The organism is Microbacterium sp. NPDC076895 (assembly GCF_040687115.1).
Taxonomy (GTDB): Bacteria; Actinomycetota; Actinomycetes; order Actinomycetales; family Microbacteriaceae; genus Microbacterium.
On the sequence record NZ_JBFBMQ010000012.1, the window covers coordinates 30,917 to 57,330 of the forward strand.

Annotated in this window: 21 protein-coding genes; 12 read left to right on the top strand and 9 right to left on the bottom strand. The window is 67.3% G+C overall.

The features are described 5' to 3' along the window. Nucleotide 1: 1 nt before the first annotated feature. The 5 genes from AB0O89_RS11080 to AB0O89_RS11100 form a co-directional block, all read right to left on the bottom strand. Entirely contained in the window at nucleotides 2–1,192 is a 1,191-nt protein-coding gene (locus AB0O89_RS11080; RefSeq protein ID WP_331790780.1) for a cation:proton antiporter, read from the bottom strand. Nucleotides 1,193–1,346: 154 nt separating this feature from the next. Continuing rightward, nucleotides 1,347–3,149 (bottom strand): malto-oligosyltrehalose trehalohydrolase, encoded by a 1,803-nt coding sequence (treZ, locus tag AB0O89_RS11085; protein ID WP_363497457.1) that lies wholly within the window; start codon nucleotides 3,147–3,149, stop codon nucleotides 1,347–1,349. Further along, nucleotides 3,146–5,614, bottom strand: coding sequence for a malto-oligosyltrehalose synthase (gene treY, locus AB0O89_RS11090; RefSeq protein WP_363497460.1), 2,469 nt, complete (start codon nucleotides 5,612–5,614; stop codon nucleotides 3,146–3,148). The genes treZ and treY overlap by 4 nt, the downstream gene beginning before the upstream one ends. Before the next feature lie 2 nt (nucleotides 5,615–5,616). Next, nucleotides 5,617–7,827, bottom strand: a complete 2,211-nt coding sequence (gene glgX, locus AB0O89_RS11095; RefSeq protein WP_363497463.1) for a glycogen debranching protein GlgX — start codon at nucleotides 7,825–7,827, stop codon at nucleotides 5,617–5,619. 121 nt (nucleotides 7,828–7,948) lie between these two features. Continuing rightward, nucleotides 7,949–8,671 (bottom strand): GTP pyrophosphokinase family protein, encoded by a 723-nt coding sequence (locus AB0O89_RS11100; protein WP_300594294.1) that lies wholly within the window; start codon nucleotides 8,669–8,671, stop codon nucleotides 7,949–7,951. A gap of 215 nt (nucleotides 8,672–8,886) precedes the next feature. Between AB0O89_RS11100 and AB0O89_RS11105 the strand changes: the two genes are divergently transcribed. From AB0O89_RS11105 to AB0O89_RS11115, 3 genes are read left to right on the top strand one after another with little or no spacing between them, the layout of a single operon-like run. Further along, complete coding sequence (locus tag AB0O89_RS11105) at nucleotides 8,887–9,663, top strand: hypothetical protein (RefSeq protein ID WP_363497466.1); 777 nt, start codon at nucleotides 8,887–8,889, stop codon at nucleotides 9,661–9,663. A gap of 4 nt (nucleotides 9,664–9,667) precedes the next feature. Next, nucleotides 9,668–10,936, top strand: coding sequence for an aminotransferase class III-fold pyridoxal phosphate-dependent enzyme (locus tag AB0O89_RS11110; protein WP_363497469.1), 1,269 nt, complete (start codon nucleotides 9,668–9,670; stop codon nucleotides 10,934–10,936). Further along, nucleotides 10,933–12,105, top strand: coding sequence for an MFS transporter (locus AB0O89_RS11115; protein WP_300593114.1), 1,173 nt, complete (start codon nucleotides 10,933–10,935; stop codon nucleotides 12,103–12,105). The genes AB0O89_RS11110 and AB0O89_RS11115 overlap by 4 nt, the downstream gene beginning before the upstream one ends. On the opposite strand, the gene AB0O89_RS11120 is transcribed toward AB0O89_RS11115, so the two are convergent. Next, complete coding sequence (locus AB0O89_RS11120; RefSeq protein WP_300593116.1) at nucleotides 12,078–13,397, bottom strand: FGGY family carbohydrate kinase; 1,320 nt, start codon at nucleotides 13,395–13,397, stop codon at nucleotides 12,078–12,080. The genes AB0O89_RS11115 and AB0O89_RS11120 overlap by 28 nt on opposite strands. 4 nt (nucleotides 13,398–13,401) lie before the next feature. Beyond that, nucleotides 13,402–14,589 carry a xylose isomerase gene (xylA, locus tag AB0O89_RS11125; RefSeq protein WP_300593119.1) on the bottom strand — a complete coding sequence of 396 codons (1,188 nt, stop codon included), beginning with the start codon at nucleotides 14,587–14,589 and terminating at the stop codon, nucleotides 13,402–13,404. A 91-nt stretch (nucleotides 14,590–14,680) separates the two neighbouring features. On the opposite strand from xylA, the gene AB0O89_RS11130 reads away from it, so the two are divergent. Continuing rightward, nucleotides 14,681–15,877 (top strand): ROK family transcriptional regulator, encoded by a 1,197-nt coding sequence (locus tag AB0O89_RS11130; RefSeq protein ID WP_363497474.1) that lies wholly within the window; start codon nucleotides 14,681–14,683, stop codon nucleotides 15,875–15,877. On the opposite strand, the gene AB0O89_RS11135 is transcribed toward AB0O89_RS11130, so the two are convergent. Beyond that, the gene (locus AB0O89_RS11135) at nucleotides 15,831–16,220 is read right to left on the bottom strand and encodes a response regulator (RefSeq protein ID WP_300593124.1); all 390 of its coding nucleotides are present in this window, start codon (nucleotides 16,218–16,220) and stop codon (nucleotides 15,831–15,833) included. The two genes, AB0O89_RS11130 and AB0O89_RS11135, sit on opposite strands and share 47 nt — an antisense overlap. 98 nt (nucleotides 16,221–16,318) lie before the next feature. On the opposite strand from AB0O89_RS11135, the gene AB0O89_RS11140 reads away from it, so the two are divergent. The 4 genes from AB0O89_RS11140 (at nucleotide 16,319) to AB0O89_RS11155 (ending at nucleotide 19,636) form a co-directional block, all read left to right on the top strand. Beyond that, a complete protein-coding gene (locus tag AB0O89_RS11140; RefSeq protein ID WP_363497477.1) occupies nucleotides 16,319–18,346 on the top strand; it encodes an ATP-binding protein in 2,028 nt (675 codons plus the stop codon). Nucleotides 18,347–18,466: 120 nt separating this feature from the next. Continuing rightward, complete coding sequence (locus AB0O89_RS11145) at nucleotides 18,467–18,868, top strand: DUF4259 domain-containing protein (RefSeq protein ID WP_300593130.1); 402 nt, start codon at nucleotides 18,467–18,469, stop codon at nucleotides 18,866–18,868. Nucleotides 18,869–18,921: 53 nt separating this feature from the next. After that, a complete protein-coding gene (locus AB0O89_RS11150; RefSeq protein WP_300593133.1) occupies nucleotides 18,922–19,281 on the top strand; it encodes a DUF202 domain-containing protein in 360 nt (119 codons plus the stop codon). A 10-nt stretch (nucleotides 19,282–19,291) separates the two neighbouring features. After that, on the top strand, nucleotides 19,292–19,636 hold the full coding sequence (locus tag AB0O89_RS11155; RefSeq protein ID WP_300593136.1) for a DUF202 domain-containing protein: 345 nt from the start codon (nucleotides 19,292–19,294) through the stop codon (nucleotides 19,634–19,636). On the opposite strand, the gene AB0O89_RS11160 is transcribed toward AB0O89_RS11155, so the two are convergent. After that, complete coding sequence (locus AB0O89_RS11160) at nucleotides 19,622–20,638, bottom strand: LacI family DNA-binding transcriptional regulator (RefSeq protein WP_363497482.1); 1,017 nt, start codon at nucleotides 20,636–20,638, stop codon at nucleotides 19,622–19,624. The two genes, AB0O89_RS11155 and AB0O89_RS11160, sit on opposite strands and share 15 nt — an antisense overlap. Nucleotides 20,639–20,832: 194 nt before the next feature. Between AB0O89_RS11160 and AB0O89_RS11165 the strand changes: the two genes are divergently transcribed. From AB0O89_RS11165 to AB0O89_RS11180, 4 genes are all read left to right on the top strand, one after another. Further along, nucleotides 20,833–22,113 (top strand): extracellular solute-binding protein, encoded by a 1,281-nt coding sequence (locus AB0O89_RS11165; protein WP_363497485.1) that lies wholly within the window; start codon nucleotides 20,833–20,835, stop codon nucleotides 22,111–22,113. Nucleotides 22,114–22,122: 9 nt separating this feature from the next. Then, on the top strand, nucleotides 22,123–23,133 hold the full coding sequence (locus AB0O89_RS11170; protein ID WP_363497488.1) for a sugar ABC transporter permease: 1,011 nt from the start codon (nucleotides 22,123–22,125) through the stop codon (nucleotides 23,131–23,133). Further along, on the top strand, nucleotides 23,133–24,017 hold the full coding sequence (locus tag AB0O89_RS11175) for a carbohydrate ABC transporter permease (protein ID WP_363497491.1): 885 nt from the start codon (nucleotides 23,133–23,135) through the stop codon (nucleotides 24,015–24,017). Before AB0O89_RS11170 ends, AB0O89_RS11175 begins: the two co-directional genes overlap by 1 nt. A 111-nt stretch (nucleotides 24,018–24,128) precedes the next feature. Beyond that, on the top strand, nucleotides 24,129–26,399 hold the full coding sequence (locus tag AB0O89_RS11180; RefSeq protein WP_363497559.1) for a glycoside hydrolase family 3 N-terminal domain-containing protein: 2,271 nt from the start codon (nucleotides 24,129–24,131) through the stop codon (nucleotides 26,397–26,399). Nucleotides 26,400–26,414: the final 15 nt, after the last annotated feature.

Consider the following 26,414-nt stretch of genomic DNA (forward strand, 5'->3'; position numbering starts at 1 on the left):
GCTAGACCGCGTCATCCAGCTCGGCGGGAACGCGGCTGACGCGCTCGCCTCGCAACAGCATTCCAATGAGCGGATAGATCAGCACCGACAGCATTCCCGCGGTCACGAACAGGGCTGCCTGCGCCGAGGTGAGGAGATTCTCGTCCACGCCGATCGCGGTGACGGCGACGATGATCGGCAGGCCCGTCGCACCCAAGAGACCAAGAGCGATCCGATCGCGCACGCGCGACCCCGGCGGTGCGACGAGCATCGACGGCACACCGCGCACGATCAGCAACGCCACGAGGACGACGGGCACGAACAGCAGCAGCGCGGGGTTTGCCAGCAGTGCCGCAAGGTCGAAGGTGACGCCGGTGTAGATGAAGAAGATCGGCACGAGGAATCCGAAGGCGATCCCCTCGATCTTGCTCTCGACAGCCTCACGGTTCTCCTCGGATGCGTCGCGCATCATGAGCTGCCACACGATTCCTGCGGTGAACGCCCCGAGCAGGATGTCGAGATCGAGCGCAATACTCAGGGCGAGCAGCGCCCCGAGGATCAGGAACACGACACGGATCGCGTACTGTCCCGACGTGTGCAACGTCGCGCTGACCACGCGGTGCATCATCCCGTGCGGGATCCGGAAGGCGAGCCAGATCGCAAGCCCCGCGATCACGAGGAAGGCAGCGAGCACGATCGAGGCGACGCCCGGGTCTCGCCCGCCGAGGAAGACGGAGATCGCGACCAGCGGACCGAACTCGCCCACCGCGCCGACTGCCGCAACCGCCTTGCCGAACGGAGTCTTCAGTTCGCCGGCGTCGCGAAGGATGGGAAGGATCGTCCCGAGGGCCGTCGACGACAGCGCGATGCCGATGATGATCGCCGCGCCCAGCGGGCCGACGAGCAGGCCGATCAGGATGCCGATCCCGAGCGAGAGCAGCCATCCGACCGCGGCGTTGCGGCCGGTTCGCCCGCGGAAGGCCGTGAAGTCGAGTTCGGATCCTGCGACGAAGAACAGCATCGCGAGTCCGAACTGAGCGAGGGTCGCGAAGAAGTCGACCGGCTCCACCCAGGCGAGCACGGACGGCCCGACCAGGATGCCGAGCACGAGTTCGAACACGACGATCGGAACCGCGAACCACCGCCCGATCACCCGGGTCAGCAGCGGTGCGAGCGCTGCCAGCAGCGGGATGATCAGGAGATTCGCGGACATCCCTTCACGATAGCGAGCACCAGCCCGGGCTCGGGTCAGGGGCAACCACCGGCACGAACCCACACTCTTCTGCGCGAACCCACACGATCCGCACGCAGAAACGGGTGGGCTCGCACCCAAACCTGTGGGTTCGGCGCTCGGTTCGGGGCTCGGGTCAGGGGCGAGCGGGGGCGACGATCGCGGCGGAGTCGGGGGCGAGGGTGATTACGGATGCCGCGCCCGACGGGTCGGGGCCGGATGCCGCGGTGATGACGGGCTCGACCTCACCCCCTCCCGCGCTCAGCAGGATGACGGCATCCGGCGCCACGGCGAAGGTGTGCGACGACCCGGTGAGATTCACGAGGACCGATAGCTCACCGCGCTGGAGCACGAACCACCGCGCCCGCGGATCATCGCTGTCGGCACCACTCCCCGAAAGCGCATCGCAGTCCGCGAAGGCGGGATCTGTCAGCTCGGGCCGCGCGCGACGCACCGCGGCGAGGTCGCGATACAGCTGCAGCAGCCGCGCGTGGTCGACCCCCACCTCCGGTGAGGTGGCTGCCTCTGCCCAGTCCAGCTTCGAGCGGTGGAAGGTCTCGGGATCCTGCGGGTCGGGGACGATCGCCGGGTCCCAGCCCATTTTCTCGAACTCCTCGATGCGACCCTTTGCGGTAGCTTCCCTCAGCTCGGGCTCCGGGTGCGAGGTGAAGAACTGCCACGGCGTGGATGCTCCCCATTCCTCGCCCATGAACAGCATCGGCGTTCCGGGCGTAGTCAGTGTCAAGACCGCTGCGACGGCAAGCCGGTCGGTGGAGAGGGACTGGCTGAGCCTGTCGCCGGCGGCGCGATTACCGATCTGATCATGGTCTTGGCCGAAGGTCACCAGCCGCCAGGTGGGAACCGTCGGTGGGATCGGGAAGCCGTGGTCCCGCCCCCGGAACGACGAGTAGGTGCCGTTGTGGAAGAACCCTTCGGTCCAGACCTTGGGGAAGGCGCCCAGCGCGCCGAAGTCCTCGTAGTACCCCACGGTCTCGCCGCTGACTGCGACATGGAGCGCGTGGTGGTAGTCATCGCTCCACTGTGCGGTGAGACCGTACCCGCCGGCTTCCCGCGGCAGGATCAGAGTCGGGTCGTTCAGATCGGACTCCGCGATGAGCGTCAGCGGCCGACCCTGGTGCGCCGAGAGGGCATCGGCGGCCTCGGCGAGCTCCTGCAGGATGTGGGTCGGGCTCTCATCACGGAGGGCATGCACGGCATCCAGCCGCAGCCCGTCGACGTGGTAATCGCGCAGCCACATGAGGGAGTTCTGGATGATGAACTCGCGCACCTCGCGCGCGTCGAGGTTGACCGACAGTCCCCACGTGTTGCGCGCCGCATCCCGAAGGTACGGACCGAACTCGGGCAGGTAGTTGCCACTCGGGCCGAGGTGGTTGTAGACGACGTCCTGGATGACGGCCAGGCCCGCGGCGTGCGCGGCATCCACGAACCGCTGGTAGGCGGCGGGGCCGCCGTAAGCCTCGTGGACGGTATACCAGAGCACGCCGTCGTAGCCCCAGTTCCAGACGCCGTTGAACCCGTTGACCGGCAGCAGTTCGATGTGCGTGACTCCGAGCGAGACGAGGTGATCGAACCGACCGATCGCGGCATCCAGCGTGCCCTCGGGTGTAAACGTTCCCACGTGCAGCTCGTAGATCAGACCCCCGGCCAGCTGCCGCCCTGTCCAGGCCCCGTCGGTCCACCCGAACGCGCTGGCATCAAAGAAGGCGGATGCCTCGTGCACCCCCCGCGGCTGCCGACGCGACCGCGGATCGGGGCGTAGCGCGTCGGCATCACCGAGGACGAAGCCGTATTCATCGCCATCGGCAAGCTCAACGTCCGCCACCCACCACCCGCGGTCTCCCGCGGTCATCGCCACATCGGGGTGGCCCGGTCGACGCATCCGTACCCGCTGCGCTCGGGGTGCCCAGACCTCGATCATGCTTCCTCCGCTTCGCTGAAACCCGAGACACCGAAGCCTGCATGAGACACCCCGTCACCCGCAGCGCCTCGACACAGGTCGGGTGTTTGACGTGTCAGGAGCGCGACAGGCAGCGAGCCCAACACGTCTGCCAGGGGCACCTCTCCGCCGGGATAGGCGCGGCCCGTCAGAGCGTCGGTCCAGGTGCCGCCGGGAATCAGCATCCGGGTGTCGGCCCAGCCGCCGCGTGCCACCAGCCCCACGGGCAGCCGGGTGGCGACGGCAACAGCGCCGCCCCGGTCGAAAGCTACAGCGTGGCCGGATGCCGAACCCAGCACCTCAACGGGCAGGTAGCGCGTGAACAACTCGGGTCGGTCGCGCCGCAAGCGCAGCGCGCGCGACGTGACCAGGAGTTTCGCAGCTCCTGATGCATCGATGGCAGGCACGCGTCCTTCGGACTCCGCGCGGTCGAGCTCGGCGAGCATCGCTGCGCGCTGCGCAAAGTCGACGGCGCGACGGTTGTCGGGGTCCACCAGTGAGGTCTCCCACAACTCGGACCCCTGGTAGACGTCGGGGACTCCGGGACCTGCCAACTGCACGAGCTTCGCCGACAGCGAGTTGCTCCAGCCCGGCTGCGCGACCTCGTCGACGAAAGCCTCGACCAGCTCTCGCGCGGGACCGTAGGCGGCATCCACGACGGCGTGCATCCGGCGCTCGAAGTCGGCATCCGGATTCCACCACGTCGTCGCCTCTGCCGCTTCGCGCGCTGCCTTCTCGGCGTAAGCGTGGAGGCGCTCGGGGGTTGCGGGCCACGATCCGATGATCGCCTGCCACAGCAGAGTGTCGAACGGCCCGTGTCCGGTTGACGCCACGGCGCGGAGCTGTTCGAGCGCGGCGGCCCAGCGATGCGGGATCTCGGCGAGCACCGACAGGCGGGCACGCACATCCTCCCCGCGCTTGGTGTCGTGCGTCGACAGCGACGTCATCGATGCGGGGCGCTGCGCCTGCCTGCGGGCAAAGGCTTCGTGGAAGCCCTCGACCGTGAGCGAGAACACCGACGGATCTCCTCCGACCTCGGTGAGGGTGCCAAGCCGGGTGGCGCGATAGAAGGCGGTGTCTTCGACGCCCTTGGCCATGACGGGGCCCGTCGTCTGCTGGAAGCGGCGAGCCACTTCGAGCGTCGGGTCGGCCAGCAGCGGCGCGAGCGCACCGATAGCCTCGGCCAGGTCGGGGCGACGAGCGGATGCCTCAGCCAGCGCTTCGTCGAGGGCCTCCCGCCCCGCGGGAAGGTAGGAGCGGTAGACGGGGAAGCAGGCGAGGAGCTCGGCCAGGGCATCGGTGGCATCCGAAGCAGCGAGCGCCACCTGCTCGGGCAGGCACCGCACGAGTCGGGCAATCTCGCTGCGTTGGATCGTGTCGGCGATCATCCGCTTGGTGTCGTGGATGAGGTCGGGCCAGGGCTGCGCTGGCGGCAGGCCCGTCGCGCCGCGCAACCGCTCATCAAGCGCGTCGAGGGCACCCTCGCCATGCGGGTCAATGAAGACGCGGTCGATCTCGGCCATGGCGTCGTACCCGGTGGTGCCGTCGGTGTCCCACCACGCCGGCAGCAACTCGGGATGCTCCGTCGCGCTGTGCTCGAGGATCTTCTCGACCAGCGTGTACCGTCGCCCGGTGATAGCGCCGAGCCGTTCGAGGTAACCGCCGGGATCGACCAGCCCGTCGGGGTGATCGATGCGCAGGCCATCGGCCAGCCCCTCCCGGAACCACCGCGCCACCTCTTCATGGGCCTCGTCGAAAACAACCGGGTCCTCGACGCGAACGCCTGCCAGCGTCGAGACGGCGAAAAAGCGCCGGTAGTTCAGCTCGGATGCCTCGAGCTGCCAGAACATCAGCTCGAAGTGCTGGCGAGCGAGCACCTGGCGGACGGCATCCGGGTACGACGTCGCCTCTCCCGGCGCGGTCCCCTCCGCGAGCGGGAACTCGTGATCGAAGTACCGCAGGGTGCCGTGCGGCGCACGGGCCGTGGGCTTCGGGTCGACGCGAATTTCCATCGCATCGATGGCCTCGTCGGCCTCCGATCCGAGGACCGGCACTCGCACCTTTCCGCCGCCGAACTCCCAATCGATGTCGAACGCTGCGGCGTACCGCGAGTCGCGACCACGCAGCAGCACGTCCCACCACCACGGGTTCTCGGCGGGCACCGCGATCCCCATGTGGTTGGGAACCGTGTCGATGAGAATGCCGAGGCCCGCGGCGCGCGCGGCAGCGGCGAAGCGTTCGAGTCCCTCCGCCCCGCCGCGGGCGGGGTCTACGCGGGTCGGGTCGACGACGTCGTATCCGTGATCGGAGCCGGAAGTCGACTGCAACAGCGGGGAAAGATAGGCCCAACCGACGCCGATGTCGCGCAGGTACCCGGTGACGGCGGCTGCGGCATCCAGGTCGAACGCGGCGCGGATCTGCAGGCGGTACGTCGACTCAGGATGCATCGCTACCTCGACAGTTCTTCCTTGGGGGCCGCTCCCGGGACCTCGTCGATCGAGACAGTTCCGGTGGCCAGGGAGGCTGCGACGAACCTGTCGACCTCGACCTCTTCTTCGACGTGCTCGCACAGCACGACCACCGACTTGGCAGCGAGGTCCACTGCCGCGCCCGGATGGACCGGCTCGGTGTTGGCGAGCGTCCCGGCGGTGTCGACCAGAACTTCCCAGTTGGGGCTGAATTCGACATCCGGGAGCGTGAACTCGACCGGCTCGTCGCCGGCGTTGAAGAGCACGAGGAAGTGCAGATCGGTGATCGGCTCGCCACGGCGGTCGCGCTCACGGATGCCATTGCCGTTGAGGAACACCCCGATCGACCGCCCGAACCCGGAGTCCCAATCTTCCGGCTGCATCTGCGTGCCGTCTGGGCGCAGCCACACGATGTCGGGGATCCGCTCGACCTCTTCACGGCGCACCGGGCGGCCATCGAAGAAGCGACGACGCCGGAACGTGGGGTGATCGCGGCGCAGCCGGGCCAACGCGGCGGTGAAGTCGATCAGGCTCGCGTCGACGTGCTCCCAGTCGATCCAGGTGATGTCGTTGTCCTGCGCGTAGCCGTTGTTGTTCCCTCGCTGCGTGCGGCCGAGCTCATCGCCGTGCAGCAGCATCGGCACACCCTGCGACAGCAGCAGGGTGGCGATGAAGTTGCGCTGCATCCGCTCGCGCAGCTCATTGATCTCGGGATCATCGGTCGGGCCCTCGACACCGAAGTTCATCGACCGGTTGTCGTCGGCGCCGTCGCGGCCATCCTCACCGTTGGCGTCGTTGTGCTTGTGTTCGTACGAGACGAGGTCGCGCAGGGTGAACCCGTCGTGCGCCGTGACGAAGTTGATGGATGCCACCGGCCAGCGCCCCGAGTGCGCATACAGGTCGCTCGAGCCGGTCAGCCGCGACGCGAACTCACCGAGCGCCTGCGGCTCGCCTCGCCAGAAGTCGCGGACGGTGTCGCGGTACTTGCCGTTCCACTCGGTCCACTGCGGGGGGAAGTTCCCGACCTGGTAGCCGCCGGGGCCGACATCCCAGGGCTCGGCGATGAGCTTGACCTGACTGACCACCGGATCTTGCTGCACGAGCTCGAAGAAGGTGGCGAGCCGGTCGACGTCATAGAACTCTCGGGCGAGGGTCGCGGCGAGGTCGAAACGGAATCCGTCGACATGCATCTCGAGCACCCAGTACCGCAGCGAGTCCATGATCAGCTGCAGCGCGTGCGGGTTGCCGACGTTCAGGCTGTTGCCTGTGCCGGTGTAGTCGGTGTAGTACCGCTTGTCGTCATTTTCGAGTCGGTAGTACGCCTCGTTGTCGATGCCGCGGAACGAGAGCGTGGGTCCCAGGTGGTTGCCCTCGGCGGTGTGGTTGTAGACGACATCCAGGATGACCTCGATACCGGCCTCGTGCAGGGCCCGCACCATCCCCTTGAACTCCTGCACCTGCTGCCCGCGCTGGCCTGAGGACGCGTACGTGTTCTGTGGCGCGAGGAAGGCGATGGTGTTGTAGCCCCAGTAGTTCGAGAGGCCTTTCTCTTCCAGCATCGAGTCGTTGATGAACTGGTGCACCGGAAGCAGCTCGATCGCCGTGACGCCGAGCCGCTTCAGGTGCTCGATGATCAGCGGATGCGCGATCGCACTGTAGGTCCCGCGGATCTCATCCGGAATATCGGGATGCCGCATCGTCAGTCCCTTGACGTGGGCTTCGTAGATGAAGGACTCCGAGTAGGGGATGCGGAGCGGTCGATCACCCCCCCAGTCGAAGAAGGGGTTGATGACGACGCCCTTCATCATCTCGGCCGCGGAGTCGTCGTCGTTGCGGGAGTCTGGGTCGCCGAAGGTGTATCCGAAGACCGACTGCCCCCAGGTCACCTGCCCGTCGACAGCTTTGGCATAGGGGTCCAGGAGCAGCTTGTTGGGGTTGAATCGCTTGCCGCTGGCGGGGTCATACTCGCCGTGCACGCGGTAGCCGTAGCGCTGGCCCGGTGCGATGTTCGGGAGGTACGCGTGCCAAACGTAGGCATCGACCTCGAGCATGTCGACGCGTGTCTCACGCCCCCGCTCACCGAACAGGCAGAGCTCGACGCGCTCAGCACCCTCACTGAAGAGGGCGAAGTTGGTTCCGTTCCCATCGAAGGTCGCACCCAACGGATACGCCGACCCTGGCCATGTTTGCACGGCACCCCTTCCCGGTGGGATTCCACCCTAGTCGAGCACCCCGGACTCGGTTCCGGTGTCACGGATGAACAGTTGGGGGTTGCGTGGACCCGCGATGTATGACATCGGAGCCCAGTGCGGTTCAGACCTGGAGCGTGCGAGGCGGCGCGGGACGGATGCCGTGCACCTGGCGGTGCAGGCGCTGCATCCGCTCGTCGAGCTCTGCGGCGCTTGCCGCGGCATCCTTCAACTCCGCAAGCAGGGTCTCGGGAACCTGGCGATCGAACTTGTAGTAGATCTTGTGCTCGAGGCTCGCCCAGAAGTCCATCGCGATCGTGCGGAACTGGACTTCGACCGGCACGTCGACGCGACCGGTGGAGAGGAACACCGGAACCCGCACGATGGCGTGCAGGCTCTTGTAGCCGTTGGGTTTCGGGTCGGCGATGTAGTCCTTGACCGAGTGCACCTCGATGTCGTCCTGCTGCGTGAGCAGGTCGAACAGGCGGTACGTGTCCGCCACGAAGCTGCAGGTGACCCGGATGCCGGCGATATCGGTGATGTGCGTGCGGATCGACTCGAAGTCGCCGTCGATGCCCTTCCGACCAACCTTGGCGACGAGACTGTCGGCGGATTTCACGCGACTGGAGATGTGCTCGATCGGGTTGTAGTCGTGCAGCTGCAGGAACTCGTCGCGCAGGATCTCGACCTTCGTCTCGATCTCCTTCAGACCAAATTGGTAGGGCAACAGGAACCGTTGCACTTCGTCGCGGGCAGCGCGCAGTTGCGAGAGCGAGACGGTTACTTCATCGGAAGCGAGGTCTGGGAGTTGCGGGGTCGCAGGGTGCATGGCCGACGCGTGACTCATGCCCTCAACCTACGAAGCGCGGGTACGAGATCGCTGTGAGCCTGGCATCCGGTCTGAGGGTTGGCGGCGCGTCACAGCGAGAAGTCCGCGCGTTTCGCTCTCGTAAAATCATCGCCGCGCGCTTGGTTCTCGGGGTGCGGGCCTGGTTCGATAACCAAAGTTGGTCAAACGTCCAACTTTGGTCGGACTCCTCCCAGCCGAACCGAAGGAACACGATGCTCACGCACATTGATGAACGGGTCCTCGCGGCCATCAACCTGCACGCCGTCCTGGGCGCGCTCCCCCGTCTGATCGAGCTCTCCCCGGATGCTGCGCGTCTGCTGGCCCGCGAGACGAGCAGGCCGACCACACTCTCGCTGTCCGCGCCAGGCGGCCTGCGCGCGCACTACCGATTCGAGCGGAGCGGGATCACCTCACTCACCGAGCGCGAGGGGCGCGGTCCCACCCTGATGTTCCGCTCGGCCGCGCACCTCAACGCCGTCATCGCGGGCACGGCGCAGCCGATCCCGGTCGCAGGTCCCGCCGGCATCCGCTTCCTCACGCGCGTGTTCACGCCGCTGACCGAGATGCTGGCCCGGATGCTTCGCCCGAGCGAGGATGACCTCGCCGATCCGGTGTTCGCCGAGCGCAGCACTCTGCTCACGCTCGATGTCGCGGCCCACGCGATCGCGGTCGTCGCCAACGAAGACCTCAGTGGCAAGTTCTCGGCAGCCCACATGCCCGACGGCGATCTCGATTTCGAGGTGGGTGACGACATCCGCTACCGCTTCGAAGTCCAGGGCCACCGCGTGCGCGTCGACCCCGACCACAGCGATGCACCGCGCGCGGCGCTGCGCTTTGCCGACCTCGACGTGGCAGGCGGCATCCTCTCGGGCCGCGAGAGCGCGCTGGCCTGCGTCTGCGATGGACGCCTGCAGATGCGCGGCTTCATCCCTCTCATCGACAACACCAGCCGCATCCTCGACCGTGTCGGCACCTACCTCGGAGCGTGACAGCATGACCACCCCCACCCTGACGGCACCGAACTCCTACGCCAAGAGCCAGGAGATCTTCGACAGAGCTGTCCGCGTGATCCCCGCGGGAGTTCCCGGACACCTCGGCCCGAGCGAAGGATGCTTCATCCCCCGCACCGCCTTCCCCCTCTTCTCGGAGCGCGCGGAGGGCACTCGGTTCTGGGATGTCGATGGCAACGAGTTCATCGACTACATGTGCGGCTACGGCCCCAATGTCCTCGGCTATGGCGATCCTGATGTCGCCGCCGCAGCTCGGGCGCAGGCCGCGAAGGAGGATGTCGTCTCGATTCCCTCCTCGATCATGGTCGACTTCGCCGAGCTGCTCGTCGATACCGTCGCATCAGCGGATTGGGCGTTCTTCGCCAAGAACGGCGGAGATGCCACGACCCTTGCCGTCATGACCGCTCGCGCCGCAACGGGCCGGCGCCGCATCGTGTTCATCGAGGGCTACTACCACGGCGTCGCCCCGTGGACGCAGAAGCTCGACTACCCCGGAGTACTCGACACCGACGTGCAGGGCAACATCGAGGTGCCGTGGAACGACGTCCCCGCGATGCGCCGAGTGTTCACCGAGCACCGCGGTGAGATCGCCGCCCTCATCGCCCAGCCCTACAAGCACGGCAACTTCTTCGACAACGAGCTGCCCACCGAGGGGTATTGGCAGCAGGTGCGGGCACTGTGCGACGAGTTCGGGGTCGTCCTCATCTGCGACGACGTGCGCGCGGGCTGGCGGCTCGACCTTGCCGGGAGCGACCACTTCTATGGTTTCGAGGCTGACCTCATCTGTTTCTGCAAGGCCATCGCCAATGGCTACAACGTCTCGGCGCTGTGCGGCAAAGACAGCCTGAAAGAGGCGGTGAGCAGCATCACCTACACCGGCAGCTACTGGATGAGCGCGGTGCCGTTCGCGGCGGGAATCGCCACGATCAGCAAGCTCAAGACGCTGGACGCCCCGCGCCTGTTCCGCGAGCTCGGGACCTTTCTTACGACCGGCCTGGTGGATGTCGCAGCCTCCCACGACCTGACTCTTGTCGCCTCGGGAGAGCCCGCCCTGTTCTACCTCCGACTTGCCGACGATCCCTCGCTCATGCTCCACCAGCGCTGGATCGCCGAGTGCGTGCGTCGCGGCGTCTTTCTCACCTCGCACCACAACCACTTCATCAACGCGGCACTCACCGAGTCCGACATCGCCCGCACCCTGGACGTGGCTGACGAGGCGTTCCGCGTCATCCTCGCCGAGGGCGCCGCATGAGTGGGGTGCGGCGGGCCGCGGTCTTCGCCGCCTACGGTGCCCAGGGCCTGGGGTACGCCACCGTCGTCACGGCTCTCCCTGCCCTCAAACACCGGGTCGGCATCGATGACACCATGGTGTCGATCCTCCTGCTGAGCACCGCGATCGCGGCAGCAGCGGGGTCGGTGCTGGCTGACCTCATCGCCGTGCGCTGGGGAAGCCGGCAGGCTCTGGCCACCGGTCTGCTCGCGCAGGCTGCTGCCCTCGTGCTGGTCAGCGTGAGCGATTCCCTTCCCCTGCTGGCAGCGGCGGTGGGGGTGTACGGCGTGGGACTGGGTGCGGTGGATGCAGCATCCAACATGCAAGGTGCCCTCAGCCAGCGCACGTCGAAGTTCCCGATCTTCGGGCGCCTGTATGCGGCATACACGACAGCAGCAATCGTGGCCACGCTGGCGACCTCAGCGATCCTCGCCGGGGGTCTTCCCCCGATGACGACCCTGATCATCGCCGCTGTGGCGCAGGCTGCAGTCGCACTGTGGGGCATCCGCGCTTTCCACCCCGAGCGGGCTGCGCACCGCGTGCACGACGATCACGCCACGCGCACGCCGCTGCCCCGCCGGGCGATCTGGGCAGTGGGAACCCTCGTGTTCGCAGCCTTCATCGTCGACTCGGCTGTCTCCAGTTGGAGCACGCTCTACCTGGCCGATGGATTGCAGGTGGCTCCGGGGCTGACACCGCTCGGCTACGGCGGGTATCTGCTTGCCGTCCTGGTGGTGCGCCTTGCCACCGACCCGCTCGTGCGGCGCATCGGACGCACGCGCGTGGGCATCGGGGCAGTCATCCTGGGAACCGCCGGCGCGCTTATTGTCGCGCTGTTTCCCACCCTCCCGGGTGCGGTCATCGGCTTCACCGCCATGGGGGCAGCAGCGGGAGCACTCGTCCCGATCGCCTTCAGCCGCGCCGGTGAGCTCCTTCCATCCCGCAGCGACGAGGTCATTGCGCGCGTGAACCTCTTCAACTACGGCGGCGCGATCATCGGCGCTGTGGCCCTGGGGCTACTGGCATCGGGCGCGGCGCTAGGACCCGCCTTCCTCATCCCGGGACTGCTGTTGGCAGCATCCTCACCGGTGCTGCGCGTGCTGCACCGCACCGGTGAGGCATCTCAGGCCGAGAGCACCCCGGCTGCCTGAGCTGCAGCTCCCAGAGCCACGTACTCACCGGGCGCCGGTACCTCCACGGGTATCCCGAACACCAGGGGCGCCACCTCGCGGACGGCGGCGGATTGCGCTCCGCCGCCGATGAGGAGTGCACGGCGCAGGGGCACACCCAGCGCGCGCAGGGCATCCAGTCCTGCACTGAGCCCGGACAGCATCCCTTCCACGGCAGCGCGGGCCAGATTCTCTCGCGTCGTGGAGGCAAGAGTCATGCCGGTGAGGGCAGCTGTCGCATCGGGCAGGTTCGGCGTGCGCTCACCCTCGAAGTACGGCACCAAGACGAGACCCCCGGCGCCGGGTGGGGCAGCCAGGGCGAGCTCGCTCAGACCGTCGTGGTCGACGCCGAGGAGGCCAGCGACGGCGTCGAGAACCCGCGCCGCGTTGAGGGTTGCGACCAGCGGGAGGAAATGGCCGTCGGCGTCGGCGAAGCCTGCCACCGTGCCGGAAGAGTCGATCGTGCGCCGCTCACTGACGGCGAAGACCGTGCCGCTGGTACCGATCGAGACCACCACGTCACCGGTGCCGGCACCGACCCCGAGTGCGGCGCCAGCGTTGTCGCCGGCACCGGGAGCCACGCGCCTGCCTGCCTCATCACTCACCCACTCACGCGGGCCCAGCACCCGCGGCAGCACAGCATCGTGACCCAGGCCCTCGTGCAGCAACTCCCGGTCGTACCCGTCCACGCCAGGCGCCCACGCGTCGGGGCTCCAGTACCCCGTTCCCGAGGCATCCGAGCGGTCGGTGACAAGCTCGTCGAGGACGGGGCCGAGCGAGGACTCGTCAACGGGACCGTAGCCGCGCAGACGCCACGTGAGCCAGTCGTGCGGAAGCGCCACTGCAGCAACCAGTGCCGCGGCGCGCGGCTCATGATCACGCAACCACCGGAGCTTGGTGAGGGTGAAGGAGGCTACCGGAACGAGACCCGTTCGCTCGGCCAGCTCGGCAGCACCGAACTGGGCGATGAGGTCGGTCGCGGCAGCAGCGGAACGGGTGTCGTTCCACAGCAGTGCGGGCCGGATGACGCGGCCATCGGCATCCAGCACAACCATGCCGTGCTGCTGGCCACCGATCGACCACGCAGCGACATCCTCGAGCCCGCCGGCCTGCGCGATAGCGCTCTGCAGCGCTTCCCACCACGCCTGGGGGTCGACCTCGGTGCCGGGCGGATGTGGCGCCCGCCCCTCGCGGACCACCACCCCGCTCTCGGCATCCGTGATGACAACCTTGCACGACTGCGTCGACGAGTCGACGCCCATCACCAGTGTCATCGGGTCAGCGTGCACCCATGAGGTGCTCGGTGGCCAGCTGCTGGAGCCGCACGAAACCGAAGCCCTTGCCTCCGAAGTACTGCGCCGGGTCGAAGTCCTCGTAGGCCGACCGGTCTGCGAGCAGATCGTCGTAGGACTCGCCCTCGCCGAGGGTCGTCACCGACAGCTCGGGCACGCGGGATGCGGCGAGCGCCTCCTGCACCTCTGGGTCGGCCCGGAATGCCTGCGCCCGCTCCTTGAGCAGGAGGTAGGTACGCATGTTGGCGGCGGCGGAGTCCCACACCCCGGTCTCGTCTTCGGTGCGGCTGGGCTTGTAGTCGAAGTGGCGGGGGCCCTCGTAGGCCGGCCCACCGTTCGGGCCGCCGTTTTCGAGCAGGTCGACCAGGGCGAAGGCGTTGTGCAGGTCACCGTGACCGAACACGAGGTCTTGGTCGTACTTGATGCCCCGCTGGCCGTTGAGGTCGATGTGGTAGAGCTTGCCGTGGTACAGCGCCTGGGCGATGCCGGCGGCGAAGTTGAGTCCCGCCATCTGCTCGTGGCCGACCTCGGGGTTCAGGCCCACGAGCTCGGGACGCTCGAGCGACTCGATGAAGGCGAGGGCGTGACCGACGGTGGGAAGCAGGATGTCGCCGCGCGGCTCGTTGGGCTTGGGCTCAATGGCAAAGCGGATGTCGTAGCCCTTGTCGGTGACGTAGTCGCCGAGCAGGTTCACTGCCTCGCGGTAGCGCTCGAGGGCGGCACGGATGTCTTTCGCGGCGTCGTACTCGGCACCTTCGCGTCCGCCCCACATGACGAAGGTCTTCGCGCCGAGCTCGGCAGCGAGGTCGAGGTTGCGCAGCACCTTGCGCAGGGCAAAGCGGCGCACCTGACGGTCGTTCGAGGTGAACCCGCCGTCTTTGAAGACGGGGGCCGAGAAAAGGTTGGTGGTGACCATCGGAATGATCAGGCCCGTGTCGGCCAGCGCACCCTTGAGGCGGTCGATCTGCGTCTGGCGTTCGGCATCCGTCGACCCGAAGGCGAACAGGTCGTCGTCGTGGAAGGTGAGGCCGTAGGCGCCGAGCTCGGCGAGCTTCTCGACGGCGTGGACGACGTCAAGCGCCGGCCGAGTGGGTCCACCGAACGGATCTGCCCCGTTGTAGCCGATGGTCCAGAGGCCGAAGGAGAACTTGTCGGCGGGGGTGGGGGTGGGCATGACTGCTCCTTTGCACGAGGCACACGGATAATTGTTGCGAGCAACAACCTATACCACTACGGATGCTGCCGCTATCCCCTACAGTGAACGCATGCTCGAGCCGGGAAACGACAGCGTGAGAACCCGCAATCTCGCACGCATCCTCGGGCAGGTCCATCTCGAGGGGCCCCGGTCACGGGCAGCGTTGACTCTCGCTACCGGGCTCAACCGGTCCACGATCGCCGACCTCGTGGCCGAACTGTGCACAGCAGGCCTGGTGACCGAGACCGCCCCCGACCCTTCCCGGCGTGTCGGGCGACCGTCGCCCATCGTCGCCGCCGACCCACGGGTCGTCGCGATAGCGGTCAACCCCGAGGTAGATGCCGTGACGATCGCGGCAGTCGCCCTCGACCAGTCGATAGCCGCTCGCCTTCGAATCGAGCGCTCCGAGCTCATCACTCCTGTCGAGACCGCCACCCTCGTGGCCGACACGATCGCCAGCTGGCGGAAGACGGAGCTCGCAGATCACCACATCGTGGGAGTCGGAGTCGCCGTTCCGGGGCTGGTGCGCGCCCGCGACGGACTGGTGCGTACCGCACCACACCTCGAGTGGCACGATGCGCCGATCCGCGAACTCGTTGCCCAGGCGACGGGTCTGGCGACAGCCGTCGACAACGACGCAACGCTCGGGGCGATCGCCGAGCATCTGTACGGCGCGGCGCGCGGACTCGATCACGTCGTCTACCTCAACGGCGGCGCGAGCGGTATCGGCGGCGGTCTCATCGTCCACGGGATGCCGGTGCGCGGCGTGTCGGGCTACGCCGGCGAGTTCGGTCAGAACCGCCCCGGCATCGCCGCCGCGACCGATCAACAAGCTCCCGACGGCGTCCTGGAAGACGAGGTCAGTCGCTCGCGACTCCTGCGGGCAGTCGGCCTGACAAGCGCTGACGACCCGACGCTGGCGGCAGCGCTGTCGACATCCGATGAGCCCGCCGTCGCAGCCGAAACGGACAGGCAACGGAGGGTCCTGGCGACAGCCCTAGCGAACGCCGTCAACGTCCTGAACCCTCGCGCGATCGTGCTCGGCGGCTTCCTGGCGATGCTCGCTGAGGGAGCAGCCGATCAGCTCACCGAGCTCGTTCGCGCGCAGTCGATGCCCGCGAACGCCGAAGACGTCGACATCCGCGTCGCAGTTCTCGCCGATGACCGGCTCTTGATCGGCGCAGCCGAGGCAGCCTTTGCTGCCCTGTTGGCAGATCCGCTCAGCCCGCTTTCGGATCGTCCTCGTCCGGCGGAAGCAGCGCACTAACCGCACTGAGCAACTCAACCTTGGTGAAGGGCTTGGTCACGACGGCAGAAAAGCCTTGCCCGCGGGCGTACTCGTGCTCGGCGGGGTCGGAGCGGGCGGTGAGAAGCAGCAGCGGCAGGGTCGCGAGCGAGTCATCTGACCGAACCGCCTGGGCTACAGCGATGCCGTCAAGACCTGGCATCATCCAATCGACAACCGCGAGGTCCGGTTTCGAGGCCTGGATCGCCCCGAGTCCAGCGGTTCCGTCGTAATACTCGTCGACATCGTGTCCTGCGCGCGCAAGCCTGATCGCGACGAGTCGGACGATGTCCGCGTCGTCATCAATGACGATGATGCGTGCCACGCGACCCTCCGTTCCGCAAAAGACTGCTCCAGACCTGCGAAAGGCCTTGCTGTGAGCCATGCTAGTCCGAAGGGGTGGGCAGGTCAGAAGGGATCGGAATGACGCGACCAAGCGTGGCGGCGACCATCGGTCAAGCCTCGCCCCTCTGGCGCGCAGCCCTCGTCTTCGGGCTGGTCGCGCTGAGCGGGGCGCTCGCCATCGTCTTCGCTCTCGAACAGCGTGGCGAGATGGGCCTGGCGTGGTGGTGGCCGTCGGCGGCTGTCGGTGCAGTCGCGGCGGCAGCATCGCCGCTCCGGTGGCGCTGGCTCACCGTGATCGCGGTGGGTTTGGCCTCGGGCCTAGGCTCCGCGGTTGCCGACCGCCCGCTCTTGGTGGTCGTTCTGGGGTCGGTCGGCACCGCGGCCGAGGCGTGGCTGGTCGCCACCGCGGTCTCGCGCGAGCGGGGCCGCCCCCGGCTGACAACACTGATGGATGTCGGTCGTTTCGCCATCGGGGCAATCAGCGGAGCAGCCATCGTCGGCGCGTTCGTGGGAGTCGCCCGCGAGTTCAGCGGCGGCAACTTCGTGGACGCCTTCTGGACGATCGGCGCGTCGCATCTCTCGGCGATGGTGCTGATCGCGCCGCTCGGGCTCATCGCCATCCCGCGCGCAGCATCCGCACGCTGGTGGCGCAGCGTCGTCCTCACCGTGGCCATGCTCGCCGCCACGGCTATCGCATTCTTCCCCGGCACACCTGTCGCCCTTCCGATCCTCGCCATGCCGCTCATGGCGTGGGCAGCGGTTGCCGAACCCATGTTCTTCGTCGCCGTGCAGCTTCTCGCGGTCGTTGGCACAGCCGCGGAGCTGACCGTCATCGGCGGGGGAGCGTACGCCGCCGCCAGCTCAGAGCTTCCGACAGCGACGGCGCTCCAGGTCTTCACGATCTGCCTCGGCGCGACCACTCTCGCGATCTCGGCTTCGCAGAACGACAGACGCGCACTCGAGAACAGACAGATGGCGGTATCGCACCTGCTTCACGACGCGTTCCGGCAGTCCAAGAGCGGGTTCGCGATCCTCCAAGAGGACAGCCCAGGCAAGTACTCCGTTCTGGAAGTCAACGCCTCGGCGGTCGTCCTGCTGCGCAGCGAGTTCGAACGCGCGGATACGGGGCGCTGGCGCCTTCGCGAGGATGCGCTCCTGCGACCGTCGCTTGCCGAGGCCACCTACGACGTGTCGGTGACCGTGGACTGGGAGGAGGTCGCGACGGGAAACCCGCCGGCCACCATTACGATCGATGCCGTAAACCGCTCGGGCTTGAACCGCGTGCTCCTCGTCTCGGTGCAGGACCTGCGGCCGCTTCGTAAAGCGGAGCTCGAGATGGAGTGGCGGTTGGAGCGCGAACGCCAGGTGAGCCGAACGTTCCAGGCCCTCACACAGCAGAAGGTCGACTTCGTCGCGAGTGTCACGCACGAGTTGAGGACCCCGATCACATCGATCCTCGGATTCGCCGAAGAGCTCAGCGACACGACCGACGACCCGAACGTACGCGAACAGGTCGACGTGATCCTCCGAAACGCGACGCGGCTGCGCGGCGTGATCGACGATGTGCTGCTGGTCTCAAAGCTCAGCCGAGGGCCTGCGACAGCTGACGCTCTGCCCGTCACGGATGCAGGGCTCGCGCTGCAGCGCAGCGTCGAAGACGCGAAGCACAGTATCCAGCAACGTCACCTTCGGGTTGCCGCTGAGATCGAGGCAGATCTGCCCGTTCACGGCCGGGAGATCGACCTGACGCGCGTTTTCACCAACATCCTCACCAACGCGATCAAGTTCTCGCCGGATCGCGGGACGATATCGATCGTTGCGTACCGTACCGAGCATCAGGTGGTCGTCACGGTCTCGGACCAGGGCGAGGGTATCGCCGAGGAGGACCTGACTCACATCTTCGATCGGTTCTATCGAAGCTCCTCGAGCACGAGCCGCGGGGTGCCGGGGACAGGTCTCGGCCTCGCGATCGTCAAGGAGCTGCTGTCGGCCATGGACGGCCGGATTGAGTTGGCTCGCGCAGAGCCGGCGGGCACGTGCGCGCAGATCACTCTTCCGATCGCTGACACGGAACCACCCGAGCTCTCCAGCGGCATGAGCTCCTGACCACCGGCTGCGACCCCGGAATCGTGCAGGAAGGGGACGTCACGAGCCTTTGCCCGGGGGTCATACCCGGGCCACCCGACGAGGGGCATCCGTTCATCCGCCACGAATATCGTGCCGGCCATGGGTGCGTGGAGTGGTGAGCCGTTCGGCAACGATATCGCGGCTGACTGGGCATGGGAACTCGAAGACGAGTCGGACTGGAGCTTCGTCGACGAAGCGTTGACGGAGGCCCTGGAGGACGGCGAGGAGATCGATCACGACACGGCGATCATCGCCGTCGCCGCAGCCGAAGTCGTCGCGCACGGTCTCGGGCATGCGACGCAGCGGGACGCGTACACCGAGGAAGTCGACTCGTTCATCGCGCGCGTGGGCCGCCCGACCGAAGACACCGTCGCTCTCGCGATCGCCGCTTTGGTCGCCGCCTGCGGGCCCGGCAGCGAGCTGGCGGCAGACTGGGCAGGGACGGGTGATCCGGGCTGGGATGAGTCGATCGAGCACCTTCGCGCCGCGCTCAGCGGCTGAGGGATCCTCATCGAGCGCTAGGGTGGTGACTCGTCAGCGAGCAGGGAGGACCGATGAGATCGCGGTTTCCGCAGTCCGTCTACCGCCATGGCTCCGAGCCGGATGTCCGATTCACGCTAGCCAATGAACGAACATTCCTTGCCTGGATCCGCACGGCGCTTGCGCTGATCGCGGGCGGCGTCGCCCTCGAGGTGCTCGGGTTGGCCCTGCACCCGGGCCTGCGGTTGGCAGCGAGCCTCGTGCTCATCGTCGTGGGCATGATCACCCCCGTTTTGGCTTGGCTCGGATGGCAAAGCAGCGAGCGGGCGCTGAGACTGGGTACGCCCCTGCCCGGCTCGCTTCTGGGCGCCGTCACGGGCGTTGCCGTGACGGTATCGGCAGCACTCATCCTGCTGGCGATCCTCTTCGCCTGAGGCGGTACGCGTGAGCGGCGACCTCTTCGACCGAGGACTGCAACCCGAGCGGACTGAACTGGCCCGGCGGCGGACCGCGCTGAGCATCGCGGTCGGATCTGTCGTCGCGATGCGACTGTTGCCCGCTGCCCTGGGAAGCGGATGGTGGATCGTGCCCGGCATCCTCGGAGTGATCTTCTCGGTGGTTCTGTGGGCATGGTCCCGCCGCCGCTACGAGAGCGTGTCGTTCGCGACTGTAGCGGCACAGGATCACACCCTCGTTCCTGACGGCGCACTCCTGATGACGCTGGCGGTGGTCGTGACGCTCATCGGGGCGCTGGGAGTCGTCGTGCTCGTCGCACTACCGCTCTACTGACGACCTCGGCGGGGCGGTCGTTGCGCGAGGGATGAGCTGCGTAGCAAGTCGGACATGGCGCTCGGGCGGTTCTTCGCCGTTCATGAGAGTCGTCAACAGCGACATGGCCGCCGCTCCCAGGCGCCGCATGGGCTGACGAACGGTGGTCAGCGGCGGCGACATCCGCGACGCTTCCAGCACGTCGTCGAAACCGATCACCGACAGATCGCGCGGGACCTCCAGCCCGATCTCCCGCGCGACCTCGATGATGCCGATGGCCGACAGGTCGTTGGCGGCGAAGACGGCGGTCGGGCGACGTGGTGACTCCAGCAGCGACAGAGCAGCGGTGCGCGCAGCATCCTGCTCATAGAAGCCGACACGCACGACGTCGGCGTCGTAGGGGATCCCCGCATCGGCCAACGCGCGGCGATACCCAGCGTCTCGGGCGCGCGAGGAGCGCAGGTCTGGTCGCCCGGCGACGAACCCGATGCGGCGGTGCCCGAGTTCGATCAGGTACTTGACTGCCGAGACAGCTCCGCCAAAGCTGTCCGCCTCGACGGTCGGCACGCCATCACCCGGACCAACGTGTGGGTCGATAGCGACGACCGGGATGTCGGCGACGATCGACTCCACGGTGGGTGTCACGATGATCGCACCATCGATGAGGCTCCCCGCCAGTAGCGCGAGCGACGTGTTCTCCCATCCGGCTCCGTGTACACGCCGCGCTGTGCTGTAGGCGAGCACGTCGAGCTCTAGTGACTCCGCAGCAGCCCCCACGCCCTTGAGGACTTCGGCGCTGAACGGCTCGAACTCGGCGACCAGAACACCGACGACACCCGTGCGCACACCGCGCATCCGGCTGGCAACGAGACTCGATTCGTAACCCATCTCGGCGACCACCCGCATGACCTTCTCGACGGTCTCGGGTGCCACCCCGTAACGCCCGTTGACGGCCTTAGAGACGGTGGCCACCGACACTCCCGCCGCGGTTGCGATATCGGTGATCGTCGGACGTCTCGCCATGAATGGTCACCCTAGCGGATGTTGAAAAGGTTTTCGAAAACGTTTGACATGGTTCCGGTGGCGTGGCGACACTGTTCCCACGTCGCCCCACGGGATGCGGGATCCGGGAAGCTCACCCGGCGAACGTCCGTGACCACGCAGCAGCGGCTCGACGAGCGAGCCGCTCCTCAACGAAGAGAACAGGTGAGAATCACATGAGATACAGCAAAGTCCTCACGGCGTCGGCCGCTCTGGCCGTCGGCGCTCTCGCGCTCAGCGGATGCAGCGGCTCCGGCGGCGAGTCTGGAGACGGACCGGTCACACTGACCGTCTGGCAGAACTCGACGACCGGCGACGGCATGCAGTACTGGGAGGACGCGGCAGCTGCCTTCATGGCGGAGAACCCCGACGTCACCGTCGAGGTGCAGTCCATTCAGAACGAAGACATGGACGGCAAACTGCAGACCGCCCTGAACGCCGGAGACGCACCTGACGTCTTCATGGCGCGCGGCGGCGGCAAGCTGGCCGATGTCGTCGACGCCGGCCAGGTGATGGACCTGACGGGAAAGATCTCCCCCGAGGCCGAGGCCGCGATGGCCTCGTCGCTGAGCGCCTTCACGATCGACGGCAAGGTCTTCGGCATGCCGCTGGCGGTGCTGCCCGAGGGCATCTTCTACAGCGAGAACCTCTTCGAAGAGGCCGGGGTCGAACCCGCCGGCACGATCGACGAACTCGTCGAGGTGAACGACACCCTGAAGGCCGCCGGCATCACGCCGATCGCCGTCGGCGCGAAGGATGCCTGGCCCGCCGCCCACTGGTACTACAACTTCGCTCTGCGCGAGTGCTCGCAGGAGGCCATGGAACAGGCAGCACAGACGCGCTCGTTCGACGACGAGTGCTGGCTGCGCGCGGGTGAAGACCTCGCGGAGTTCATCGCCACGGAGCCCTTCAACGACGGCTTCCTGACGACGCCCGCGCAGCAGGGCGCGGGATCGTCCGCGGGTCTGCTCGCGAACCGTCAGGCTGCCATGGAGCTCATGGGCGCCTGGAACCCCGGCGTCATCGCATCGCTCACGCCGGACGAGCAGCCCCTGCCCGACCTCGGCTGGTTCCCCTTCCCTGAGATCGAGGGTGGCGACGGCACGCCCGGCGCCATGATGGGCGGCGCAGACGGGTACTCCTGCTGGGTGAACGCCCCTGAGGAGTGCGTCGACTTCCTGAACTTCCTGGCGACCAAGGACCAGCAGGAGGCGTACGCGGAGGCGTTCCAGACGCTGCCCGCCAGCAACGAGGCACAGGGCGTGGTCACGACGCCCGCGCTGCAGTCCGTGCTCGAGGCCTACAGCGAGGCTCCGTATGTCGTGCTGTGGCTGGACACGCTCTACGGCCAGAACGTCGGAAACGCGCTCAACGTCGCGGTCGTCGACCTTCTCGCTGGCAACGGTTCGCCCGAGGCCATCGTCCAGGCCGTCAACGACGCAGCAGCCCGAGGCTGATAGGCCACCATGTCCGTTAGCGAACGAACCTATCCGGTCACGGATGCGGTCGTGAGCGTCACGGAAGAGGGGGACGGCGCCTCGGCGTCGTCCCCCTCCCCGCGCCCACGCCGGCGAGGGTCGTGGCGCAGCCGCGCCGAGATCGGCATCCTCGTCGGCCCTGCCCTGATCGTCTTCCTGGCCTTCGTGATCTTCCCGGTCGTGATGGCCGCGTACTACGGCTTCTTCAGCTGGAGCGGCTACGGCCCCGCCACCGATTTCGTCGGCCTCAACAACTACATCGTCATCCTCAGCGACCCGGCCTTCCAGGCCGCGCTGTGGCACAACGCGATCATCGTGGTGCTCTCCCTGGTGATCCAGGGTCCGATTGCGATCGGGCTCGCGCTCCTGCTCAATCGCCGGATGCGGGGTCAGTCCCTCATCCGCGTGCTCATCTTCGTCCCGTACGTCATCGCCGAGGTCGTCGTGGGCACCGGCTGGAGCCTGATGCTCGCCACCAACGGTGCGCTCAACGACTTCCTCGAGAAGATCGGGCTCGGCGCGCTCGCCCAGGACTGGCTCTCCAACCCCGACCTGGCGATCTGGACGCTGATGGGGATCATCACCTGGAAGTACATCGGGTTCGCCGTCATCCTCTTCCTCGCGGGACTCCAGGGCATTCCCGAGGAACTCTACGAGGCAGCGGCGATCGACGGCGCCTCGTACTGGCAGATCCAGCGGCGCATCACGTTGCCCCTGCTGGGGCCGACGCTGCGCATCTGGGCGTTCCTGTCGATCATCGGATCGCTCCAGCTGTTCGACCTCGTCTACATCATCTGGGGACAGTACGTCGCGTCCACCGCCGGCACCTCGACGATGGCGACATACATGGTCGTCACCGGGCGCAACGCCGGAAGCTTCGGCTACGGCAGCGCGGTCGCCGTGGTCATCTTCCTCATTTCGCTGGCCGTCGCCTTGCTCTACCAGCGGTTCGTGCTGCGACGCGACACCGAAGGCGCCGTTACGGGAGGTAAGAACTGATGGCTACCGCAACCCTCACGGTGCCTCGCGAAAAGACCGGCAGGCGCCGACCGCACCGCACGGTAGGTCAGCGCACCGGGAACTTCTTCATCTACTTCCTCGCGTGGGCGCTGGTCGTGGTGATCCTGGTTCCCGTCGCCTACATCATCATCGGTGGTTTCCGCACCAACTCCGAGATCACGCAGGATCCGGCGGGCCTGCCTGCCACCTGGCGCGTCGAGAACTACGTCGATGTCCTCGTGAGCGAGGTGTTCTGGCGCGAGGTCCTCAACTCGTCGATCGCGGCGATCGCGACCACGCTGTTCGTCGTCACCCTCGGACTCATGGCGGCGTATGTTCTCGCCCGCTACCAGTTCCGGATGCGCGGGGTCCTCTACGCCGTCTTCGCGGCGGGACTCATGTTCCCCATGACGGTCGCGATCACCCCGCTCTACATCCTGGTGCGCAACCTCGGCCTGATGAACTCCCTTGTGGGCGTCATCATCCCCCAGGTCGCGTTCGCACTGCCGATAACGATCATCATCCTGGTGCCGTTCCTGCAGGCGCTCCCGCGCGAGATCGAAGAAGCGGCGTTCATCGACGGATGCAGCAGACTCGGCTTCTTCTGGCGCATGGTTATCCCGCTCTCGATGCCCGGAGTCATCACTGTCGGAATCCTCGCGTTCATCGCCAGCTGGAACAGCTACATGCTGCCGCTGTTCATCCTCAACAACGAGGCGAGCTTCACACTGCCGCTGGGTGTGCAGGCGTTCGCGTCGCAGTACTCGGTGGACACGGCGAAGGTACTCGCCTTCACGTCGCTGTCGATGATCCCGGCCCTCGTGTTCTTCAGCCTCTTCGAACGCCGCATCGTCGGCGGACTCACGGGAGCCGTGAAGGGCTGACCCCCACCCGGATGCCGCGAGCGCGACATCCGCATTATCGAAGGAACTGTGCTCGTGTTCGATGAACCCACTCCCGCCGTCAGTGATCGCGTGCGATCCCTGCACGGTGAGATGACCCTCGATGAGAAGCTCGCGCAACTCGTCGGATTCTGGGTCGACCAGGGCGACGACATCGTCGCGCCGCTGCAGGGCGAGATGGCGACCTCGACGCTCTACGCGGATGCCTCGGCTCACGGGATCGGTCACCTCACCCGTGTCTATGGCACGCGGCCCGTCGATCCGATCGAGCGGGCGCAGTGGCTGTGGAGCGAGCAGAAGCGCCTTCGCGAGACCTCGCGCCTGGGGATTCCGGCGATCGTGCACGAGGAGTGTCTGACGGGATTGGCCGCCTGGCAGGCTGCCACCTTCCCGACGCCGCTTGCCTGGGGCGCCGCGTTCGACCCGACCCTGGTCGCCGAGATGGCGGCGGTGATCGGTGGGTCGATGCGGGAGCTCGGCATCCATCAGGGGCTCGCCCCGGTGCTCGATGTCGTGCGGGATCCGCGCTGGGGACGAGTGGATGAGTGCATCTCGGAGGACCCGTACGTCGTCGGTGTCATCGGCACCGCCTACGTGCGCGGGCTGCAGTCGCAGGGCGTGCACGCGACACTCAAGCACTTCGTCGGTTACTCGGGTTCGCAGGCGGGACGAAACCACGCGCCCGTGCACGCCGGGCCGCGCGAGCTGGCGGATGTCTACCTTCCACCGTTCGAGATGGCAGTCATCGAGGGCGGAGCCCGGTCGGTCATGAACTCCTATGCCGAGATCGATGGGCTCCCTGCTGCTGCCACGCCCGCGTACCTCACCGACGTGCTGCGCGGTCGCTGGGGGTTCGACGGGGTGACCGTCGCCGATTACTTCTCGGTCGCCTTCCTCCACACGATGCACCAGCTGGCCGCCGATCGCGGTGAGGCTGCCGTTCTCGCGCTGCGCGCTGGCGTGGATGTCGAGCTGCCCACCGGTGACGCGTACACGGCACCGCTTCGCGAGCTGATCGTGCAGCATCCGGAGCTTGTCGCCCTTGTCGACCGCGCCGTCCTGCGCGTGCTCTCGCAGAAGGAAGAGCTGGGGCTCCTGGACGAGCAGTTCGAGACGCCCCCGACGGCCGTCGCCCTCGACTCCCCCGTCCACCGGGACCTCGCCCGGCGCCTTGCCGAGGAGTCGGTGGTGCTGCTTCGAAATGACGCGCTGCTGCCGCTGGGCGCAGCCCCGGGTCTGCGGATCGCGGTCAGCGGACCGAACGCGGCGGGGCATGCAGCACTGATGGGGTGCTACTCGTTTGCGAACCACGTGCTCGCCCATCATCCAGAGACCCCGCTCGGGTTCGACGCACCCAGTGTCCTCGATGGCATCCGTGAGCGCTTCGCGGCCGCCGACATCACCTTCTCGGCCGGGTGTGCCGTCGAAGGCGATGACCGGTCCGGATTCGCAGCTGCCGTTGCGGATGCCGAGGATGCCGATGTCGCCGTCGTCGTGGTCGGAGACAGCGCGGGCCTGTTCGGTCGCGGGACGGTGGGGGAGGGCAACGACGTCTCCAGCCTGGACCTGCCCGGCGTCCAGCGGGAGCTCATCGCCGCGATCGCCTCAACCGGAACCCCTGTGGTGCTCGTTGTGCTGAGCGGGCGCCCCTACGCCCTGGACTGGGCACTGGATGGACCGGATGCCGTCGGCGCTGTCGTGCAGGCCTTCTTCCCCGGCGAAGAAGGTGGACGCGCCCTGGCACGCATCCTGGCCGGTGACGTCTCGCCGTCTGGTCGACTGCCGGTCTCCCTGCCGCGGTCGGCTGGCGCCCAGCCCTACAGCTACCTGCATCCCCTGCTGGGAGGGCCGTCCGAGATCACGACTGCCAATAGCACGCCCGTTCGCCCTTTCGGGTTCGGTCTCAGCTACACGAGCTTCCAGTACACCGATCTGTCGGCGCCGGAGACGGCACCGACGAGCGGCGAGCTCGGCGTCAGCGTCACCGTTACCAACATCGGGAAGCGCGGGGCCACGGATGTCGTTCAGCTCTACGCCCACACCCCGTATCGGTCGACGACGCGGCCGGTCGCGCAACTCATCGGCTTCGAGCGTGTTGCCCTGGAGCCGGGACAGAGCGCGATCGTCACGTTCGATGTCCCGAGTGGACGGCTTGCCGCCGCCGGCGTGGACCTGGTCCGCAGGGTGGAGCCCGGCGAGGTCGAGCTCTGGGTGGGGACGGCATCCGACCGCGCGGCATCCGGCTCCACGACGCTGGTGGGCGAGGCGCACGATGTTGCCCTCTCCGATCGGCGAGTCACGCGGGCCCGGTCGACGGTGTCACCTGCGGCGCAGCCCTCGCCGGAGCTCTCGGCCACCAGCTGAGAACACCTCGGAACG